Here is a 17,864-nt window from a genome sequence, read left to right as displayed (position 1 = left end):
CTCACCCCTGATTGATATGGCTTTGTAACCAAGATGCGGCTGCATGAACCTCGGAATGTGTTAATTGATGGCCATGCTGCTCCCAATGGACGGTAACACGTGCACCCGCTTGGGTTAACAGCGACTGCAGTTCTTCAGTCTCTTGCGGTGCGCAAATCGGATCGTTCGTTCCTGCACCGATAAATACAGGCGAACCGGCTAGGTCGGGCAGTTTCAGCCCGCGACGCGGAACCATAGGGTGATGCAATATTGCTCCTCTTAGAGAACCTTTGTGGTGAAATAAGAGGCTTCCGGCAATATTGGCTCCATTGGAGTAACCAACCGCAATGAAGTTGCTGCGATCAAGCTCATACTTAGTTGCCGCCTCATTCAGAAATTCATTCAGCTCATTGGTTCTAAGGATAAGATCCTCTTCATCAAAGACTCCCTCGCTTAATCTGCGGAAAAAGCGCGGCATGCCGTGCTCTAGTACGTTCCCTCTAACGCTTAGCACGGATGACTCCGGCGATACGATTTGCGCTATCGGAAGCAAATCATGCTCAGTTCCGCCAGTTCCGTGGAGCAAGACAAGCGTAGGCTTTGAAGGATCCGTGCCTTTTTGGAAAATATGCTGCATGATTTATTTACCCTCCAATTCACGTACCTGGATAGGCGGCAGAAGCTTCTCGATTTGCGCCCGATGCGGTTCATATTGTGCAGGAAGCTTCAATTCCTTACCAAGTTCTTCAAATGCTTCGTCCCGGGTGAATCCTGGAGGATCAGTAGCAATTTCGAATAAGATTTCTCCCTGCTCACGGAAATAAATCGCATTGAAATATTGTCGATCGACGATCGGAGTTGGGTGATATCCGGATTGTCCGATATGCTCTCTCCATTCCTCATGATCCTCAAAGTCTTTGGCGCGCCATGCGATATGGTGCACGGTACCGTATCCTCCCGACCCGCGTTCCATTGGTGCAATATTAATATCAATCACATTCCCCAGATCGGCGCTTCCTTTAAAACGCATCCATTCTCCTTCTTGTCCAATCATTTCGAGTCCCATTACGTTCTCAAGCAATTCAGAGGTTGCCTTCGGATGAGTACTATACAATACGGCTCCTCCGAAACCTTTAATGGCCTTGTCTACCGGTATTCCTCCAAAAGACCATTTGCTATTCGGGCCATCCTCTCGCGCCACGATTTCGAGCTGCAGCCCGTCATGATCCGAGAATTGCAAGAATTGTTCACCGAATCTTTCTTCTCGGGTAATTTGCACACCGAAATGTTGTAATCGCGTTTCCCAGAAGTCCATTGAGCCCGTAGGCACGACAAACGTAGTCACTCCTACTTGTCCACCGCCGATGCGGCCTTTCCGTCCAGTTTCCCAAGGGAAAAATGTCATAATCGTCCCGGGACTTCCGTTTTCATTGCCGAAATAAAAATGATATACCTCAGGCGCATCGAAATTGACAGTCTTTTTTACAAGACGAATACCTAGTATCCCTGCATAAAAATCGATGTTTTCCTGCGCATTTCTAGCAAATGCCGTGATGTGATGGATACCTGTTGTATGTTTCTTCATGATAATTGCTCCTTTTGCATTTATTTTTATTGTTTCCCATAAACTCATTTTCAATTTAGAAGACCTTTGTATTGGATAACTGTTCTCCCTTCCTGTCAATTATTAATAATAAGCTGCTTTATAAAAGTAAGTATAACACAAATTATCTCGAAATCAAGATATTAAGAGGTAAGGAAGCAGAATACTATAATGAATGTGGAATATGAGACAAGAAGCGGGTAATAAAATGGATTGGAATCCTAAGATTGAGAGGATGATTCATATGTGGAGATACCCTAATAATTGGATACCAACCAAACCGCTCGAGGAAATGGCCCATTCAGAATATGACGTTCTTATCGTCGGGAGTGGCGCAGGTGGAGGAGCAATGCTATATAGATTATGTGAATTATGGAAAAATCAAGGGGCAAAGAGAATTGGCATTCTTGAAAAAGGGGATAAATTATTTCATTCGCATGCATTGAATATCCCTACTATGAATGTCGATCGCATGCGTGATCAGTTATGGCCCGATAATTCTACTCCTATCGGGGAGCGACTTCCGGAATTTTCGGGTGCCAGGTTAACGTTTGCCCTTGGCGGGAGGACATTGTTTTGGAATGCTGCTTGTCCCCGTCCTGCAGAGTTTCAACTTCAATCCTGGCCTGTTCATCCAGTTGAATTGGATGTATATTTTAGGATTGCTGAGCGTGTATTGCATTGCACTACATCTTATGCCGATGGTTCTACCATGCAAAGGATTCTCATGAATCGGCTTCTTGCAGGAGGTGTACTAGAAGCAACTGATATGCCGCTTGCCATTGATATGACAGGCCCGCGAATGGGGGAAATTCATTCGAATGCATGGTTTAGTTCCATTCATTTTCTTGCATATGCCCTAAATAACAAACCTTATGATCTTGCAGTGAATGCCTATACGACCCGTGTGCTCCTCGAAAATGGAAAAGCATCAGGCGTTCATGTAATGTCCCCAGATAAAAGAACGCATACCATTCGAGCAAAAAACGTTGTTATATCTGCAAGTACGTTGGAAACGCCGCGTATTTTGCTCAATTCGGGCATACAAGGAGCGGCAATCGGACGTTATTTAACCAACCATTCATTTGTATTGGGAACGGGTAAAATAAGCCGCAGGCAGTTCCCTGATAATATTGGCAACCTGGCAATATTAAAACGCGAAACAAGAGAATCTCCGTATCAAATACAAATCTTAGGTCCCAATCAATTTTTTTCATACCAGCAATTTGAGGAAAAAGTGCTCCCCGATCAGGTGAGTGTCGTATATGCTGCTTTCGGTTTAGTCGAGTCAAGGCCAGAGAATCGAGTTTATTTAGACCCTACTCTTCGAGACGAATACGGTGTGCCTTTGAACCAAGTTCATTTTTCATATAGCAACAAGGATTATACGGTAATCCATCAAATGCGTGATGGCATTATTCGATCGGCGAATGCAATGGGAGTAACTTTAGATGGGGAGCCTGCCTTATTACCGCCAGGAAGCGATGTTCATGAATCTTGCACGTGTCGAATGGGAACTGACCCAGCTACCTCGGCAACGAATCGTATTGGAGAAATTCATGGAGTTCCCGGTCTCTATGTTGCTGATAACAGCGTAATACCCATTCTTGCTGCAGCGAATCCGACGAATTCTACAGTTGCTTTAGCAATACGAACAGCCGATCATATCGTACGTACTAGTACGTAAGGAGAGTATGAAACAGGAAGAAGTAGGTGAAACTTATAGTATGTTTGTTATTTTAGTTAAGTAATGATTCCGAATGAAGAAGATTTCGAATGAAGAATAGGAGATAGAGGGATGTATCCGGTTAAACTGGCAATTATCTTTTACAGCATGACAGGAACAAATTATCGTTTGGCTCAATGGGCTGCAGAAGGCGGAATGGAGCAGGGGGCGGAAGTGAGAGTTTTAAGAGTCCCAGAATTGGCTTCTGAAGAAACAATACAAGAAAATCCCGCATGGAAAGAACATGTTGACCGTGTAAAGGATGTTCCCATAGTGAAACTTGATGATCTTGAATGGGCAGATGCCATTATTTTTAGCGTACCGACCCGTTACGGCACTATGCCCGGACAAATGAAACAATTTTTAGATGCAACCGGTAAGCTATGGTTCCATGGTAAGCTCACAAATAAGGTGGTTAGCGCGATGTCTTCAGCGCAAAATGCTCATGGTGGGCAAGAGCAAACCATTTTAGGTATCTACACCGCGATGTATCATTGGGGCGCCATTGTGGTTTCCCCAGGTTATACCGATGCCTCACTTTTTAAAGCCGGGGGAAACCCTTACGGAACAAGCGTAACCGTCCAAAATGGAAAAATGGTAGAGGACGTTCAGGCAGCGGTTAAATATCAAGCTAAGCGTACAGTAAACGTAGCAAAATGGATAGTAGCAGGCAACAGCTAGTTTGCTTGCTTTTTTTGTTTTTCAGGATGCTGAAAAAGGAAAGAGATTGCCTTCCAATGAGAAGTAGGTTGTTCCACCGTCTGTGATTAATATAATCAATGCATCGCACTTTTCAGACAAGCCTATTGCAGATAATTCCCGAATATCAGCTGCTCGATCCCAAAATATTTGTTCGGTTAAAGGCAAGGTGTTGGATGCGGAAACAAGCAAATCAGATTGAATGAGGACAGCTCCTTCTTGAAGCAAACTATCAGGTTGAAATATGGATTCTAATAATTGACTCGTAATTACAGCATTAATGGGTATTCCTCCTTGTAAAAAAGGCGCAACAGGATCGCCAGCCTCTATTACAATCAGAGCTCCTTGACGTTTTCGGCTAAGTTTGTGAATGGCAAGAGATAATTCAGTACTGCATTTCGTATACTTGGACAACAAACGATTAAGTAAGTAAGTTGATGCAGTCGTTTCCAATTCGAGCAGTTTTCTAGACAATTTTTGGACAATATCAATGATGCGAATATCATTATGACTTAGAGTGGCTATATTTTGATTTACCTTTTTTTCGATTTCGGTTAGCTTTTCGTTGATTTCGATTCGGAGCTGCGAGAAATCATCATTCATTTTGTTTTTATTCATATTCAATATTGCACTCCTAGAGAGGATTAAGTTTGCTCGTCAGGGATTTCGAATCCATATAGTGAGCCGTTAAACGTGAATGATTTTGCCCCCGTTTCCTCGGAAACGATGAAGGTTAGGGCATCTGTATTTTCGGATAAACCAATTGCTGCGCGGTGTCGGGTACCAAGCTTACTTTTGTACTGTTTCCGGGTCAGCGGAAGCACATTTGCTGCTGAAACGATTGTATCATTCTGAATTAACACAGCGCCGTCATGCAATGGACTCCCTGTATGAAAAATGGAGACTAACAGCGTACTTGAGATTTTTGCGGATAGAGGAGTTCCTACGGTGATCCAATCTTGTATTTTATCTTCTCTTTCAACAATAATAAGGGCACCTTTACGTTGCTCGCTTAGCAGCTTGATGGCTTTGAAAATTTCCGTGCATTGACTTGTATAGGGAAGAAGCAGTCGATTCAAGTGATAGGCGGAAACCAATTTCCCCGTATCGGAACATACGTTAGAAAGCAACTTAAGATTTTTTAAAATGTCGATATCTTCTTGATCCATGGATTCCAGCATGCTTTTAATCTTAGTGGACAGAAGTTGAAATTGACGGTTAACGTCAGATTGTTGCGGAGAATGCAAACCACACTTGTTTTCCATAATCAACCTCCTTCATCGATCATATGGTTTCCATTCCAGTTTAAATTATGTGTATTTTTCAACTGCTTTAGTTTGCAATTTCGACGTTCACTACAAGAAACAGCCCTAACAGCCTTGAATAATTATCAATAACTGAGACTGATGAATTTATGGACTGTGAGACGGAAATATTATGTTTTGGAAGAACTTAATACAACATAAGAATGGAGATTTCACATTATGGCTGAAAAAGGACCTCCTCTATCCTCCATGACAAGTGGCGGAAAAAGTTCATTAACATTCTGGTCGGCAATTGTATTCACAGGCATCTTTTCTGTATGGGCGGTCGTTAATCCCGAAAATCTGACGAACACGTTATGGGGATGGGTATATCAGTATCACGGAACCTTTAGCTGGTTTACGATGATGATTCCACTTATTATTATCGGAATTTGCTTAGTGCTTGCTTTTAGCAAGTTTGGCAATGTCAAGCTAGGTAAGAAAGATGAAAAGCCGGAATTTAGCACTTTTTCATGGCTAGGAATGTTGTTCACTGCGGGAATTGGAGTAGGTCTAGTAAACTTTGGTGTCGCAGAGCCGCTTGTTCACTATTTGCAATCAGCCGGTGGCATTAGATCTGGGGCAGATGCGGTGGCCGCTGCTGAAAACGCGATGAAATATACGATGTTTATTTGGGGTTTGCCAGCATGGTCGATCTATACGATATCGGGATTAGTGATTGGCTATTTTGCTTATTCACGTGGGGCTAAGTTTTTGCCAGGGACTCCGATTGCGGAAGGGTTTTCGGATAAAAAGTGGGGCAAGCCACTAGCTAACATCACCAATATTTTGGCAGCCGGTGCATCCGCACTGACGATGGCAGCCTCGATTGGTCTTGGTGTATTCCAAGTTAAAAATGCGGTTTCCTCCGTTTTTGGCTATAACAATGAAGGCTTAGGCTATTCAGTATTCATTTTATTGGCGATTTTCGCAATCTATACGTTGGCTGCCGTATTGCCAATCGGCAAAGGCATGAAAATTTTGGGTGATATTAACGTTGTTGTTGCGGTCGCCATATTGGTTTACGTATTTGCATTAGGAAACTCACCGTTTCTAATGAACTTTATTGCACAAACGTTCAAAAATACGTTTCTTGGCGTCGTGCCGACTAGTCTTGAGACCTTGCCGTTTCTAAATAAAGGGTGGTTCTTCGATTGGCCGAATACGACTTTGATTTGGTGGATTTCGTGGACACCGTTCCTCGGTATATTTATTGCCCGCATCTCTAAAGGACGTACGATTCGGCAAATTATTGTTGGGGGCGTATTAGCGCCAGTGATGTTCCTCATTGTATGGTTCAGCGTATTTGGTGGCACAGGCTTCCTCAATGCGATTGTTGGCGATGGCTCAATTATTCAATATATTCAAGATCATCCTGACGACGTATATTTATCATTCATTATGGTCTTGCAGAAGCTGCCGTTGTTCACACTCACTGGGATTGTGTTTATCGTGTTGATTCTTGTGTTCCTGTCAACGACTGCGACAAGTTCGATGATCTCACTGAGTATAATTACAAGCAATGGACCAGAAAACGCGCCAGTAGTGCGCACCTTGATCTGGTCGGTCATAACCACGATGGTTGCCTTCGCCAACGTAGCTACAGGGACACTGAATGGAGTGCGGGCGATTGCAGTTTTCTTAGGTATTCCGTACATGTTTGTGTTCTTCTTGGCGATTTCCGGGTTGATTCGACAATTGCGCCATGACGCGAGGCGTGAAGGATATGTAGATCATCAGCATAAGCTGCAAAAGGAATCTGAACAGAGGTTAGGAAAGGAGTTAACTTAAGATGGAGACTACGAAAGTTCCTTTACCGTTGCCTGAATATGGAGTAGACCAAACATTGGCAGAGGGCACGCTATTGGGTAATATTGGGTTATTTGTGATAACGGTTGCCTTTTTAGCTGTGCTCGGTTGGATGGTTAAGCTAGCGCTCGAACCTAAACATGAGACATGAGATAAGAGGAGATCGTTATGAACAACACGAACAAGTACACAACACAATTACGACCTCTTCTAAAAAAATTGCCCGTTCCAATGTTGCCAGACACATTAACGACTTTGCTGGAGTGGGCGGAACCGCTACTGACCGTGGAACAATTAAATGAGTTTAAGCATATTGTGCTGCGTTTTCAGCAAGATGAGGGACCGCTGTTGCAGCAACAGTTAGAGCAGCATGCAGAAGCTGGAGAAGACAGTTGGCTCGCTCCGTGGTGGCTGCAGAGCTACTTAATGACAAGGGGAAACTTACAAAGCGAGACGAATATTGCGTTAACAATCCATCCGGATTATCACGCTCATATGGGAGACAGAGCTCATAAGGCGGCGTTGTTGATTGAACGGGCGGTAAGCATCTATTTACAGCTAATTTCAGGTCGTTATCCAATGGAGGAGACGGCTAAAGGTGCAGCTGTGGATATGAGCTACTATCGAAATATTTTCAAGAGCTGCCGCTTGCCAGCTCATGGGGAAGATGAGTTTTATGTAGGTGCAGATACAGTGGAAAATAACTTCGTCGTTGTTATCCGCAACTCACACTTCTACAAATTAATGGTAACGGATGAGCAAGGTGCCGTTATTCCAGCGGCGCAATTAGAGGGTAACTTGCGCTATATCTTAACGCACAATGTTCCCGAGGAGACTGTTTCTGTCGAAAGTGTAGCGGCGGCCAAGCGTGAATTGTCGGCAGATGTGTATGAACAGTTGCAGCAACATCCTGTGAATGCTCAGCATTTGCGTACGATTCATGATGCGATATTTGCGATCGGTTTTTCAGACGATGCAGTTGACAGCACAGCGGAACAGTTGCACTGTGCGTTATTAGGTTGGAAAAATCAGTGGTTTGCGAAGACGATGCAGATGCTTATCGATGCTAACGGTGCAATCCGTTTTAATTTTGAGCATTCATCGATTGACGGTGTGCCAGTCCTGAATGTGGTAAATCAACTGTTTACACAACAAGATGGTACCCGGCAAGAAGAATCGATTTCTCATCAAGATTGTAGCAGTGAGTTAGTTACAGCGCTGTGCTGGCAGCTAGATGAACGCGTGCAGTCGTTATTGGTGCAATGCAGTGAACAGGCTCAAGCGGAGTACGATAATCATTATTTTGCCCACGTTAGTTTTGAACGTTTCGGTAAGTCTCTGATGAAGCGTGGCCAAGTAAGTCCTGATGCCTTCTTCCATATTGCCTTAGCATTAGCCCAATACGAGTCAACAGGGCAATTGCAAAGCGTATATGAACCGGTCGCTATGCGCCATTACTATCAAGGGAGAACCGAATGTGCCCGTTCCATTAGCAACGAAAAGAAGCAATTTGTAGAAAGTTATATGCATGAATGTAAGCTAGGCGTAGATAAGGATTGGCAATCACGCCGGCAGCAACTGATAGACAGCTTTAAGCGCGCGGCAGCGGCGCATACTGAACGGATCAAAGCCTGCCAGCGCGGAGCTGGAATTGAGCGTCATTTGTTCGGCTTAAAGAGAATAAGCCAATTGAAGCAGGCCTCCCCAAGCCAATCCGACTATTTCTTTCAGTCGCAAGGGATGAAAGCTTTGACTGCAGACTTTATATCAACGACAAGCATACCTTATGAGATTATGGAATCATTTACTTTCGCGCCAGTAAATAGCGAAGGTTTCGGTCTGTACTACGGCATACTGAATGAGCGGATTGTCCTTGATATATCTGTCAAGAAAGCCAATAAAGAAGCGGCCGATCAGTTGTTGCATAGTCTATGTACGAATTTGGAACGGTTGGCAGCTCTATTAGAATTAAGTTAGTTAAGGTTCGATTTTTCAATACAAAAAGGGGACTGTACTCGGTATAAAATTACCGAGTTCTTTTTTTTGAATAACTTAAGGATGGAGCCTCACGAGATGCTAAATGCCGTTTCATTTGAAAAAAACCGTCAAATGAGGTAGGTACATGTAACATAAACGAACTTTCATGTGTCAAGTATGAGCAAATAGAAGTTTGTATAGAATCGTTGATGGAGAACGACGAAATTGCCTTATATCATGTGTTGGCAGGCATTTAGAAACGACACTAGATGACGAAATTAATAATGAATGCATCGGCATGGAAATGAGAAAAAATTCACATAGTATTGGTGATTATGTAAGTAATTAAAGTCGGTTGTTAATTGCATCATCAAATTATTATGGATCAGAAGCGATCAATGATACGATCTTATTTGGTGCCCGTAATATCTGATAACATCTATAAATCGAGAAATGCAATATACAGATTCGACGCTGATACGAGCATGTAAATTAGAAGAATCAATATGTACAAAGTATCGAATGAAAATGATTAGCAAGGAACAATCCAAAAATAATTCTGTGATCAGCGTGTAGTAATAAGTTTAAACAATAATAAGAACAATTAAATGAAATATCTACTTAAAATATAACTATGCATGATAAGGTTCAAAAACTATGAACACCTCTTGGAGACTACTGCAAAAAGTCGTATCTGTTAGAAGAACTGAAGATTTTTTTTAGGATAAAATATGTCTACTTAAACACAACATGAGCAAAAGTGGGCTTTTGTAGGGTCTCTCAGGTGTTTTTATTTTTTTCGTAATAATAGTTAGGGATAGAAAAAACACTTTCAAATATAGGGAAATACTGTTAGTATATAACAAGAAGTAGTTGGTAATAACGATAAGTGTAGCCGAATTATAGATTGAAGGTGGGTTAGTGATGAGAAATTATAAAATGCTAATAATTCTATCTACAGTCTGTATTTTTTTAGTTGGCTGTAGTAACTCTGATAGCAAAATAGCAGAGAGCCGAACTAAAATTGGAGACACAACTATTGAAAATACTAAAAAAATATTATCTTACGCTGAGTATCAAACATTGTTTGAGGCATTAAAAAGTAATTTAAAAATTAGTAATTTTGAATTGAAAACTGGCACCTTTACGAGTGATCTCACGATCGTAGATAAAGACTTGACGTATAATAAAAGACAGTATTTAACTCTAAATGGTGAACTGGATACTGGAGAACCAAAAACAACGCAAGAACTCCTAATTTTTGAAAATAAAAATCAATCAACGCAAATTTCTATAAGAATAGCTTATACACAAAACTATATAGGTGAAGATATAATTGATTGGTCTATGCTCACAGGTTTATCTAATATTAATGAAAAACTTTCGGAAATGAGTGATATTGTTACATTTAGTTACAAAAATATTGTTTTTATTATCTATCAGATTTCTGAAACTAAAAAAGACATCGATATTACAAAGGAAACAATCCGTAATATTCAAAATATAACATCCAAATATTAAAGAGATTGACTATACCAAATTATGGGATTGATATCACCCATAATTTGGTATACAATGTAATACAAGGAGGGATTAATCTATGTTTCATTTCAGAAAACTGGCTGTTGGAGTTTTGAGTTTAACTTTTTTGCTTTCATCACAAATGGTTTTTGCACAAGCTAGTGATAGTGATATTCCAGAGGACGTGCTGGAAAAAGCTAAGGCAAAAGAATCCCATTATCAAGCGCCAGAACCAAAGGCATGGGAAATTGATATGGATGGAAATCGTACAGAAGTTGTCCCCCTGAGTCAAAGAGTTACAACAATGGCTCCACCGAATGATGGATATAAATATGCTTTTGATAGATATGACGCTAGTAGAAACTCTAAGGATTGGAACTACAAATCCACCGGCACGATAAGAGTTAATAATGCGCTGAGTACATCTGCTACACTTTCATATACTCAGCAAACAACCACAGAGACTACATGGAATGTTTCATCAGCTATTAGTGCAAAAGCTGAAGTAAAAGCAGGTTTTTTAGCTGGGATTGAAGCCTCGACATCTGTACAAGTAGACTCTACGAGAAAATGGATTAAAGGAACTTCTTATGGAGTAGGGGTTACAGTAGCTCCAAAGACAACGGCGTACCTTACAAATTATGCTGTTGGTGTAAATTCAAATGGTAAGTTAATTTACAAGAAGTATGCATCTTCAGGAAGTCAAATTGGTATTTATGAAGAAGCAATCGGTGGAACTGTAGTTAGTCTAGATGATGCAAACGTAGAGTTGACATCGACTTCGCCAATGTAAAAACAAGAATAGGAATTGTCTTGAGCAAATCAAAATCAGCAACTTGAACCCCCGAGAAATAATACCTCGGGGGTATTTTACTTTTGAAATGTGCGTAGCATTAAAGGTTAATCTACGGCGTTAATCTTGACACAAGGAAAAAAGACATATATTAGAAATATGTGTTTTGAATGCTCTGACACAAAAGCACCCTCAATGATGAAGGGTGCTTTTGTGTCAATAAATCGAATGGGGGCATTATTGATTCATCATTGAGGGTCAATTTGTGTCATTTGACACTGATTGAGGCCAATTTGGAGAGACTGCTTTTAAAACTATAGTACTGTTTCACAAAACCCGTATTTTGTACATATGTATAAAAGTTTATTCAAACGTCTGATTGTCTCGGTGTGCCTATCTTCCTCCGGTTTTTGTGGAGTTACATATCCGCCGTGGTATTATTGGCCTCCGTAGTACTTTTATGTTGATTACGGTACTTCCATACATGCTCAAGCTCATTCCGGGATTTCTTATTCTTTTTCGCTCGTTGCTCCAAATGATTATGTAGAGATTCAACAGGATCATCTGTTTCTGATAAGTAAATATTTTTCGCCGAACCAGTTTTTTGATCTGGCCATCTTAAAAAAATGCTTTTAATACTCGAATATCCTTAATATTAACGACGAGATGGACTTCCTAACCGATTAATTTAAAGCTTCTCGATAAAACTTCACTTCTATATGGAACTCCTTCAAATGTAATAAATGGCCTTTTGCCTTCTTCCCCATTTCCTTGGATGGTCCTTTTTGTTGTGTAACATGAAAAAATATCTTCATTTCGTTTATCCTCAGCCATCGTTCTCGGCATCATATCGCGCATAACGACGCGTTGTCTCATCACTTCCAATGGGATTAAATAGTTTAAGCCCACTATACGGCTCGTTGTTATAATTCGCTATTAATACTTCTGTAAGCTATTCGATCTCATCAACTGTAATTTCGTACTGGATTGCCGCCTTTTCAGGTTGCTTTCGTTTTATATCCTGTCGTATTGACCAGTCTTTTATATCCGTTGTTGGCTAGGATTCTGTCGCACGACACCTCGCCCGTCCCCATCCAGAGGTATGCGCGCTTCGTACCCGCCAGCGAGTCCAGTACAGTTCCCAGCTTGGCCGGCCACTCGGCCGCTCGCTCCAACGAGACGCGGTCCGAAAATATCAGCTTGCTTGGCACCTTAAAGCATGCGTTGGAAAAGCTCAGCTTTTTTGGGAGCTTGGCCGCCGGCTTTCGTCCAAAAGCCGATGGTACGATCTTCGGACAAATAAGCGGTGAGCCCGTTGTCTAATGCGACTCTAGACTCTAGTGAGCTCCGCCATCGCCGCCACCTCCAAAGCCTGTGATTCCGAGCGATTGTACGACTTCGGATATATTGTTGGCGATCGTGACGGATTCGTCGTCCGTCCCTGCGAATAACAAACCTACGACTTGATTTTGCTCGGTTATGATGACGACGCCGGAGTCTCCTTTAGCGGAAAACTTGGCATTATGACTTGTATCCGGTACGATCCGAATCGATCTCGTGAACGTCACCTCGCCGATCCCGTCATAAAAGTCGACCGTAATCGTCCTTCGATAACGCCGTGAGTAAGCCCGGTGGCTGACCCCACCTTCCGGACGCGAGTGCCCGGTTTGGGCTCGGCGGTTCCCGTTAATAGCCTGATTCCGGGAATCTCCCAAGCGACCTCCTTACTCGTGTCCTGTTCAATCTGTCCGAAGTTGCCTCGCAGGCAGGCATCGGCGAGCGTACCGAAGATAGCCTCCTCAGTGCAAACACCTTCCCGCGACAGCTGGGTAAAATGATCTCCCCGCTTCCAATTGGAAGCGCCGCACAGCACGTGAAAACAGCTTAATTCATACGTTATGCCGTCTCCTTTTGTGCAAATGCGCCAAGCGTTCCCCAAATTCTTCTGTCACGAATGCTTCTGCACGGGCCGATCGCCATCCCGCCGGACAAGGGGCTTTGAATTTGCCCGGCTGCCGCCGTTGCCGACACCTTCTTCAGCCGTTGCTTCCAATAACTGAAGCACGAATTTTTCTCGCTTCTCGATCACATCCGTCGGGATTCCCTCAACCGTCGAAGGAATGACGTCTTGCGGCGGTACGTCCGCCTTTTTGTCAACATAGGCACGGATGGCCATTTGATCCGTCATCTTCCCGTCCACGTATTTCAGACCGACGTACGTCAACCGCATTGACATTCCGCTTGCGCTTCCATTCTTCCTCCAACTTTTCCTTAAGACGGATGGCGCGCTGCAATTCGGTATCCACAGCCGTCTCCACTTCCTTAACGATTGTTCTTAATGATACACATGCCGGTCTTCCTCCTGCGTTAACGGTACTTTATTTACGTCTGACTCTTGCGCTCTGAATTCGCGTTTGTATTTCTCGAAGTTCCAGGACGCCAGAAAGCTTTGCGCCGCTCGCTGACCGGATTCCATTAGCCACGCTTGATCGTATTCGGTCAGATCGAACTTCGTCGTAACGACTTTGTGCGTTGGAATAAAGATTGTGCGGGATTCGGAATGCTTGTCAACGTGACGCTGATCGTGCGCCTGCAGCATCGTTTTAAACATCGCATCAAATAAAGAAATCGGGCCGCGAATCCGTCTTACGGGATCGTACGTTCTTTTTTCGGTCAATCGAAAACCAAACGTCGGCCATCGGGGAACGGTAGGCGCATCGAACAGCCAAATCGGGTAATTGCTCAGCAAGCCGCCATCCAGTATCCAATACGGTCTGCAGCCGAGCGGCGTCCGCCAGCGATAGGGTTGGAAAAAGAATGGCAGCGTGGTGCTCATGCGCACAGCTCTGGCTATCGGAAATTCAGCCGGAGTCAAACCGTAATCCGGCAGATCATCCGGGAGTACGACCATTTTGCCGTTGCTGACGTTGGACGCTATGATGGTCAGCTTACCGCGGGGCAGATCGCCGAACGTACAAACTCCTTTTTGTGCCAGCCACTTTTCAAGCGTACGTTCAAGCGGCTCATTAACATACATGCCCGATCTCAGCAGAAGCGGCAGGGCCCTGCTTAACAGTGGAACCTCATTTAGCCACGTACGTCCGAGCAATTGCTGATAATCGAGCGACTTCATCAACGCTTTGATCTCAGAACCGCTGTACCCGCTTGCCAGCAGCGCCGCTACGATCGAACCGGCCGAACACCCGGCGATCCGCTGCCAGACGCATCCTTGCGCTTCCATCGTCTCGATGGCGCCGACAAAGGCGATTCCTCTCACACCGCCGCCTTCAAATACGGCGTCCACTTCCTTCGGCACCAGCATTGGTTAAGCCCCCTAATCGTTTAATCAATTGAACCCATTAGCCAAGCTTGGAATGGTTCCTCATATCTTCTCGTTCGCTGTTCCGTTTTATTCTATTTTTATCAGTAATGTTTTCCAACCCGCTTTCAGCCAATTAGTTACATAACCACAATTATACTTCTCATACAGAAAACTCATGTTCCTGCCCAAACTCCGGTGCGAGGCAGGCTGCAGCCGTTCTCGGCCTGAAGCAGGAGGATTTTCCCGAGGGCAAAACTTGGGCGACGGAAACCGTCACCTTGAATCGCACGCGGGCACCCATATCGACGCTCCGTGGCACTATTGGCCGACGTCGGAGGGCGAAAAGCAAGGACGATCGACGAGCTGCCGCTCGAATGGTCTTACGGCGACGGCGTCATGCTCGACTTAAGACGGTGGTGTTAATGGATCCTGCCCCAAATACTTGCAACCCATTCAGGATGATCAATAAATGGATTACGATTGTGTTGATACTTTTCATAAATCACGTTATTCCGTCTCATTTCAAATGCGTCGACAGGATCTTCGTTATGCCATTTTAAAAGTGTGGCAAGTTTTCCATGTACGGGAGCTGTTCCATCATGTTCAGTTGTACGATTAACAACTTTCAAATCCATTTGGTCCCCAGCTCCATATCTTGTGTCCATATACAAGAAAATTCTTGCAATATCCCCCTTCACTTCATCTCTTGGTTCCCAAGAGTCACCATCCTTAAATGTATCTGGTGCATTTGGATATTTATTCTCTCCAGGTTTTTGTGTTTCAGTTTTATCGAAATCCAAATGACCTCTATCTCTGTTTACTATAACATCTTCAGGTTTTAAATTATGCAAGTCAGATCCTATTCCTCGTGTCCTTCCAAAGTTCCCATGATGTTGTGCCCATACATGTTCACGATTCCATTGACCAGAGTTACTTCCGTGATTGGCTTTAGACTCTGATCGTCCAGCATACAAAAGTAATACATTATTAGAATTGTTAGGATCCTCATCCGTATCCCCCAACGCTTCCCACGCATCGTCATACTCTAAGACGGTTTGATTTTTTATAATTTGATGCAAGGCTTCTTTCAAGTCCTCCCCCGTTTTCCCAATTGCATTTTTGTAATAGGCCTGATCCAGATTGGTATTGAGTACTCTGAAATTACCACGACCTACTTCTGTCTGGCGTATGGATTGTTTCGATGTGTTGCTTAGGGGGCTCGGTGTGTTTGCTGTACCTATGTTGTTAGCTCCGCAGCTTGTAACTGACATTGCAAGCATAAGTAATGCAATGATGAAACAAGATCTTTTCATCGTATTAACTCCTTTTCAAGTAAATTATCTGCTTGTTAATTGTACCCGAATAAGAAGTAAATATTTTTCCATATTTGTCCGTTTTTTATGGAATGTCGTTATCACGACTGTGGCCATTTTTATAGTATTGATAATGCTTTGTTTGAATTCCGTTATCAAGAACCTTCTTACCATTCACATCATATACATAGCTAAAATTCATCTTTCCACTTATAAATATATCTGTGATTTGGTTCAGTTTATTGTAATGCGTCGTTAACATATTTCCATTTGCTGTAATGGGTTTATTCAGGTTTCCATTGGCGTCATACTCCGAATTAGTCGTTTGCCCCAGCGAATTAGTACTGCAGTCCATATAAGTATACGTCGTCACATGCCGTCGACATTAGTGAACTTAGTCATATCTCCAGCATCATTGTATTCAAATAAGGTAGTATTTCGGCATTGCATCCAAGACGCTTGTTAACTGGTTGCGTTTGTTATACGTATAGTTTGTCTGCTGCTCCCCATCAACAAGAGCCCTATGTTATTTCAAAAAAGGAAATGTCATCAACTTCTTGTCAAATGAATATGACAAGAAGTTGATGACATAAAGCAAAAAACTGCATTTTACGCGACTAGATGTCACTATGTTCTTGTCACCCGACAAAGATGTTATACATCTTATACCATTCAAGCAGCTTGAAATACTTATTACTTTGCGCTTTGTGTTTTCAATCTACTGACACTTCTTTTCAAACTAATGTTTGATTTACTTTCTGAAAAAAAGATTCATGGATTCAATTACTTCACCTTCGTTATTTAGGTCAAAAACATTCCTTCTGTCAGTAGAAAATAAAGTATTAGACTACGTATCTTTATTCCATTCGCCTTTTCGCATTGTCATACCACCAGACTCCATAAAATAAGTTTTAGACTGATCTTAGAAATCGAAACAGCGACAGCTAAGGATGAGAAAATAAAGTCTTAGACTGTCGCTGTTCCATTTAACTAACGTGTCCTGTTAGTTAAAAAAATTGTTGTATATTCTTATTGAGAGTCCTTTTCGCTTTTGTACTCCAAAATATCTCCTGGCTGACAATCCAAAGTCTTACATATCGCTTCTAATGTTGAAAAACGAACCGCTTTTGCTTTTCCATTCTTCAGAATGGAAAGATTGGCCATAGTAATTCCAACCCTTTCTGAAAGCTCCGTTACACTCATTTTTCGTTTTGCTAACATCACATCAATATTAATAATAATTGCCATATCCTCCACCTCAGACCGTCATATCATTTTCTGATTTTATATGAATCGCTTCTTGTAAAAGTCTTTGGAGAACAGTTGCAAAAACGGCGATAACCAACGAACCAAAAATAATGATGAGTCCCACAAACCCGATAGGAGGGTCAACTTTCTCCCCTATAAAATGAAAGAGTGGCATACCTAATACGTACCAACCACTTATTGTTATTGCACAACACTTTATGTTCTTTAACGCCTTTACAGATAAATCCGAGAAGGCTGTGTTCTCGTCAATGTAGCGCAGAAGGTTAAAAGCCTGATAGAGAGCAAAGTAAAAAGGCACTGCCGCTCCATACAACAAAATTAAAACGAGGGATTTTAGATAAGCAATTTCTGGATACAAGTTTCCAGCAAAAACTCCGATTTTAGGAGCCAAAAATATACAAAATGCAAGAACGGGGATTCCGATAAGAATAACAGCTAACTTTAAAAAGAACGTCGTTACTTTTTTCAAAAAAAGCACCTCACTTGATTTAATGATAAAGTAACTTTATCATTAAATATATCGTTATACAATAAATAAATATTGATTTT

The 17,864-nt window shown here is 42.4% G+C and carries 18 protein-coding genes and 1 pseudogene; 8 read left to right on the top strand and 11 right to left on the bottom strand.

Annotation, left to right across the window (positions count from 1 at the left end; genetic code table 11):
* Position 1 precedes the first annotated feature (1 nt).
* Both ACQ5BJ_RS03845 and ACQ5BJ_RS03840 read right to left on the bottom strand, forming a co-directional pair.
* Positions 2-616, bottom strand: a complete 615-nt coding sequence (locus ACQ5BJ_RS03845) for an alpha/beta hydrolase (protein WP_430108663.1) — start codon at positions 614-616, stop codon at positions 2-4.
* A gap of 3 nt (positions 617-619) precedes the next feature.
* Positions 620-1,564 (bottom strand): ring-cleaving dioxygenase, encoded by a 945-nt coding sequence (locus ACQ5BJ_RS03840; protein ID WP_430108661.1) that lies wholly within the window; start codon positions 1,562-1,564, stop codon positions 620-622.
* Between the two features lie 262 nt (positions 1,565-1,826).
* Between ACQ5BJ_RS03840 and ACQ5BJ_RS03835 the strand changes: the two genes are divergently transcribed.
* Both ACQ5BJ_RS03835 and wrbA read left to right on the top strand, forming a co-directional pair.
* Positions 1,827-3,269: a GMC oxidoreductase gene (locus tag ACQ5BJ_RS03835; protein ID WP_430108659.1), complete on the top strand. Its 1,443-nt coding sequence runs from the start codon at positions 1,827-1,829 to the stop codon at positions 3,267-3,269.
* 111 nt (positions 3,270-3,380) lie between these two features.
* Entirely contained in the window at positions 3,381-3,989 is a 609-nt protein-coding gene (wrbA, locus tag ACQ5BJ_RS03830) for an NAD(P)H:quinone oxidoreductase (protein ID WP_005550092.1), read from the top strand.
* Positions 3,990-4,010: 21 nt separating this feature from the next.
* Here wrbA and ACQ5BJ_RS03825 read toward each other — a convergent pair whose 3' ends face one another.
* On the bottom strand, positions 4,011-4,625 hold the full coding sequence (locus tag ACQ5BJ_RS03825; protein WP_040736526.1) for a diadenylate cyclase: 615 nt from the start codon (positions 4,623-4,625) through the stop codon (positions 4,011-4,013).
* 26 nt (positions 4,626-4,651) lie between these two features.
* On the bottom strand, positions 4,652-5,272 hold the full coding sequence (locus tag ACQ5BJ_RS03820) for a diadenylate cyclase (RefSeq protein ID WP_005550095.1): 621 nt from the start codon (positions 5,270-5,272) through the stop codon (positions 4,652-4,654).
* A 219-nt stretch (positions 5,273-5,491) separates the two neighbouring features.
* On the opposite strand from ACQ5BJ_RS03820, the gene ACQ5BJ_RS03815 reads away from it, so the two are divergent.
* From ACQ5BJ_RS03815 to ACQ5BJ_RS03795, 5 genes are all read left to right on the top strand, one after another.
* Positions 5,492-7,102 carry a BCCT family transporter gene (locus tag ACQ5BJ_RS03815; protein WP_289355561.1) on the top strand — a complete coding sequence of 537 codons (1,611 nt, stop codon included), beginning with the start codon at positions 5,492-5,494 and terminating at the stop codon, positions 7,100-7,102.
* Position 7,103: 1 nt separating this feature from the next.
* Positions 7,104-7,271 (top strand): hypothetical protein, encoded by a 168-nt coding sequence (locus ACQ5BJ_RS03810; protein ID WP_005550097.1) that lies wholly within the window; start codon positions 7,104-7,106, stop codon positions 7,269-7,271.
* A 17-nt stretch (positions 7,272-7,288) separates the two neighbouring features.
* Complete coding sequence (locus ACQ5BJ_RS03805; protein ID WP_430108654.1) at positions 7,289-9,097, top strand: choline/carnitine O-acyltransferase; 1,809 nt, start codon at positions 7,289-7,291, stop codon at positions 9,095-9,097.
* Positions 9,098-10,021: 924 nt separating this feature from the next.
* On the top strand, positions 10,022-10,618 hold the full coding sequence (locus tag ACQ5BJ_RS03800; RefSeq protein ID WP_197268200.1) for a hypothetical protein: 597 nt from the start codon (positions 10,022-10,024) through the stop codon (positions 10,616-10,618).
* A gap of 79 nt (positions 10,619-10,697) precedes the next feature.
* Positions 10,698-11,411, top strand: a complete 714-nt coding sequence (locus ACQ5BJ_RS03795) for a hypothetical protein (protein WP_005550747.1) — start codon at positions 10,698-10,700, stop codon at positions 11,409-11,411.
* 998 nt (positions 11,412-12,409) lie between these two features.
* Here ACQ5BJ_RS03795 and ACQ5BJ_RS03790 read toward each other — a convergent pair.
* The 4 genes from ACQ5BJ_RS03790 to ACQ5BJ_RS03775 form a co-directional block, all read right to left on the bottom strand.
* Complete coding sequence (locus ACQ5BJ_RS03790; RefSeq protein WP_430108651.1) at positions 12,410-12,622, bottom strand: hypothetical protein; 213 nt, start codon at positions 12,620-12,622, stop codon at positions 12,410-12,412.
* 126 nt (positions 12,623-12,748) lie between these two features.
* Positions 12,749-13,126: a hypothetical protein gene (locus tag ACQ5BJ_RS03785; protein WP_430108649.1), complete on the bottom strand. Its 378-nt coding sequence runs from the start codon at positions 13,124-13,126 to the stop codon at positions 12,749-12,751.
* 233 nt (positions 13,127-13,359) lie between these two features.
* The gene (locus ACQ5BJ_RS03780) at positions 13,360-13,647 is read right to left on the bottom strand and encodes a hypothetical protein (protein WP_430108646.1); all 288 of its coding nucleotides are present in this window, start codon (positions 13,645-13,647) and stop codon (positions 13,360-13,362) included.
* A gap of 99 nt (positions 13,648-13,746) precedes the next feature.
* On the bottom strand, positions 13,747-14,733 hold the full coding sequence (locus ACQ5BJ_RS03775) for a patatin-like phospholipase family protein (protein WP_430108644.1): 987 nt from the start codon (positions 14,731-14,733) through the stop codon (positions 13,747-13,749).
* Between the two features lie 152 nt (positions 14,734-14,885).
* Here ACQ5BJ_RS03775 and ACQ5BJ_RS03770 point away from each other — a divergent pair.
* Positions 14,886-15,138: pseudogene (locus tag ACQ5BJ_RS03770) on the top strand (cyclase family protein); the annotation flags it as partial.
* Between the two features lie 14 nt (positions 15,139-15,152).
* Here ACQ5BJ_RS03770 and ACQ5BJ_RS03765 read toward each other — a convergent pair.
* From ACQ5BJ_RS03765 to ACQ5BJ_RS03755, 3 genes are all read right to left on the bottom strand, one after another.
* On the bottom strand, positions 15,153-16,046 hold the full coding sequence (locus tag ACQ5BJ_RS03765) for an endonuclease I family protein (RefSeq protein WP_430108641.1): 894 nt from the start codon (positions 16,044-16,046) through the stop codon (positions 15,153-15,155).
* A gap of 1,029 nt (positions 16,047-17,075) precedes the next feature.
* Positions 17,076-17,294: a helix-turn-helix domain-containing protein gene (locus ACQ5BJ_RS03760; RefSeq protein WP_268620627.1), complete on the bottom strand. Its 219-nt coding sequence runs from the start codon at positions 17,292-17,294 to the stop codon at positions 17,076-17,078.
* Between the two features lie 10 nt (positions 17,295-17,304).
* On the bottom strand, positions 17,305-17,784 hold the full coding sequence (locus tag ACQ5BJ_RS03755; protein WP_268620628.1) for a DUF2975 domain-containing protein: 480 nt from the start codon (positions 17,782-17,784) through the stop codon (positions 17,305-17,307).
* Positions 17,785-17,864: the final 80 nt, after the last annotated feature.

Source organism: Paenibacillus sp. B1-35, assembly GCF_050474385.1.
GTDB classification, from domain to species: Bacteria; Bacillota; Bacilli; order Paenibacillales; family Paenibacillaceae; genus Paenibacillus_B; species Paenibacillus_B alvei.
The sequence above is the reverse complement of the archived record's forward strand: the minus strand, read 5'-3'. Positions and strand labels throughout refer to the sequence as shown.